The sequence below is a fragment of the Arthrobacter sp. Edens01 genome (assembly GCF_001307035.1).
Classification (GTDB): Bacteria; Actinomycetota; Actinomycetes; order Actinomycetales; family Micrococcaceae; genus Arthrobacter_B.
In genome coordinates this window covers 1-2,638 of record NZ_LKIU01000009.1, presented here as the reverse complement: position 1 = coordinate 2,638, position 2,638 = coordinate 1, and the positions used below count along the sequence as shown (strand labels likewise).

Genomic DNA, 2,638 nt, shown 5'->3' with positions numbered 1-2,638 from the left:
GCGCATTCACCGCATCCCCGGCGTTCACCACAAACCCCGAAACCGTGTCCCGGTTACCACCCACCAGGAACTCAACCTGCGCCGGACTCAAAGCCTTCTGAAGAAACACCATGCTAAGCCTTACCCCTCAGCTTCGAAACGCTGATCACCGTATGCGTCTGCTGGCTCCGACCAAAGCTCATTTGTCACCTTTCCGCCAATGGACTTGTGATTTTAGACCGTGAATCATTTCAGCGGGGAGCCATCCGTATACTCCGCTTCTTTCCACGGGTTCGTTATGGAACGTATGAAATCCATGGTCTTCAACCAGATCCCATTTTCTCTCCGTCGGAACTTCATCCCCGACAACTACCTCAAATTTCCCTTCCGCGTCCTCGGCCACAATCTCTACCTCAAGGCCGGACTTGAGCTCACCCGTTGCAGTTACAGCGTGCACATTTGTGACTTCTTCCGGCGGAACTCCGAGCGTGTAAGAAACGCGCGGTTGGGGGAATCGCTCCCCGTGTTCATGTCGTTCCCATTCCGCGCCCCGCGATTCGCCGCCCTGCTGCACCAGGATCATAAGCCCATCAATGGGCGAAGTCTGCAACAACTCGTATTCCCGGCCCAGCCATGTGCCATATTTTCCGGAGAGCTTCATTCCATCCTTGTTCCACATAGTTACAGGCTAATCCACCGTTGCTGCCGCCGGTTATAAACCGCTGCCAGGGTCTCTTTGCCGTCCCGGTCGATGCGCCACATTTCAGCTCCGTCCTGCAGCGGTACGCCTTTGGATGCCTTCAGCTCCGGGATAACCGGCGAATGTTCCACGCGGCTGCTGGGCAACCCCAAACCGTTGTTGGGCCATGCAGCCGGATCACGCACTGGATGGCCATCGTCCTTGTCGACAAGGTCCTTCTCCCGTTTCAAGTCTGATTCCTGCAGTTGCAGATCGCGTTCCGTCGGGGTTGCAGCCGCTGCCCGCTCAGCTTCCCCCGCCCGATCGCGGCGCAACTCCTCTACCCGCGTATGGTGGGAACCATCTGGGATCTCTATCTTGCCCGCATCTTCCCCCCCCAACGGAGAACCGAACGGCGTAGACTTCCTCCGTCGCGCCCACCCTGTAAGGCATGTTTATCGGCTGGATGGCCACCCCGTCCCTGTCGAGATGCATATAGTCCAACCGAAGTCCGAGAATAATCTCGTCGACGGTGCGGAGGCCTGCTGCGTCGGAGGCCTGCGAAATAAACCCACCCACACTGCCGGGGTATTTGTCGTTACCAGCCCTGACAATTGCGGCTTCACCGGCAGTCAGGATCTTTTGGAACGGTTGGCTCGTGTCGCCGCTGCCCAGCAGCCGCCGAACATCGTGCACCATGATCGCCTGCGCATCGGTCAGGTCGTAGTAGTAGCGGGTAGGGATTCCGCGCAGTGCGTTCTCCAGCGGGCTGGCACCAGGGCGATTCGGGCCCCGGGTCTCGCCGTCGAAAGCCTTCTCCAACAGGTCCGCGACCTGCGTCTCCACCACATCGGGCGCCAACTTACCGTCCGGGCCGCGAAGCGCATCCAGAGCCTGGAATTCAGACGGCGGAAGATGGGTCGCCAGGAAACCGTCAGTGTTCTTCCACGTCGAAGGATCCAGGGAACGCTGCAGCTGCGCAATCTGGTCGTTCCGGGTCGAGACAGTATGCGTGCGGTCCCGAGGTCAACCTTCTCCACCCGGCCCTCAGCGTCGTAGTGCACAACGGGCTTGGGCGCGGGTGCATCCGGCGCATCAGCTGACGCGGGCGAATCAGCATCACCGTTCCGCGGTCCGCCGGCAGCATCGTCAACCGCTGCAGCACCGGGCCGAACATCGTCGGCATCACCATTCTTACCGGCACGGCCGTCGTCGACGTCCACATGGGCCGCTGGAGCAGACGTCTCCAAACAGGGATTGGCTACTTCAACAGTTCCCGCTCTGACATAACGAGGTCGGTGATGTCCTCCCAACGCAGCTTTCCATGATAATCACTCCGTCCGGCAATCGTGATCTCCGGAATTTCTCCGCGGCGAATCTGTTCCTCCTTCGGACCGCCATCGACAAAGGCAAATACCGTCCCATCGATGTATTCCTGGATGCCCACACTGAGGCTCCGCCATTTAGCGGACACGAGAACGCGCACCAACCGCTCTAAGTCGCTTTCAGCGACTTCCCTCGACCAGGACAAGGGCCTCCCCCTGTCATCCGAATTGTCTGACGGATGCCATTGGTCCCCCGGGGATTCTTCGGCAGAAGTGTAAAGAAGCACCCGTCCGTGGCCCAACGGGTTGGCCAGATACCACTCACCGTGTAAGACACCATATATACCCGGGACCCGCATCCCGTTGGGCATGAAAAGTTCGAATCTCCTAAGGGTCGGAACGGCCCTGGCATCCCCGTCTTCTGAATCGGGATTAGGAGGAACCAACCGTAATCTAGTCAACTGAACTCAACACCTTTCGCGAACGCCCCCGCATCGGCCGTCAGAGTGATGAGGTCAGGTTGGCCGCTTTCACCTAGCAAGGAACCGCAGTCATCCCCGGAACGCCAGGGACGGCAACCGATTCTGGACCACCTGAACATCCTGCACCTGGGAGGCCGGCACCACTGTCCAATACACCCCGGCATCAGCCTTAT

The 2,638-nt window shown here is 59.2% G+C and carries 4 protein-coding genes; all 4 read right to left on the bottom strand.

Features of this window, described 5'->3' with window-relative positions:
* Positions 1 to 178 precede the first annotated feature (178 nt).
* Entirely contained in the window at positions 179 to 658 is a 480-nt protein-coding gene (locus tag AO716_RS16815) for a hypothetical protein (protein ID WP_152970039.1), read from the bottom strand.
* Between the two features lie 2 nt (positions 659 to 660).
* Positions 661 to 909, bottom strand: a complete 249-nt coding sequence (locus tag AO716_RS16810) for a hypothetical protein (protein WP_055243161.1) — start codon at positions 907 to 909, stop codon at positions 661 to 663.
* Positions 910 to 964: 55 nt separating this feature from the next.
* On the bottom strand, positions 965 to 1,507 hold the full coding sequence (locus AO716_RS16805; RefSeq protein ID WP_152970038.1) for a hypothetical protein: 543 nt from the start codon (positions 1,505 to 1,507) through the stop codon (positions 965 to 967).
* A gap of 412 nt (positions 1,508 to 1,919) precedes the next feature.
* Positions 1,920 to 2,105 carry a hypothetical protein gene (locus AO716_RS17390; RefSeq protein WP_152970037.1) on the bottom strand — a complete coding sequence of 62 codons (186 nt, stop codon included), beginning with the start codon at positions 2,103 to 2,105 and terminating at the stop codon, positions 1,920 to 1,922.
* Between the last annotated feature and the right edge of the window lie 533 nt (positions 2,106 to 2,638).

Bases quoted from the DNA above. Each gene is read 5' to 3' on its own strand.
- AO716_RS16815 (WP_152970039.1), bottom strand. From the start codon at position 658: ATGTGGAACAAGGATGGAATGAAGCTCTCCGGAAAATATGGCACATGG.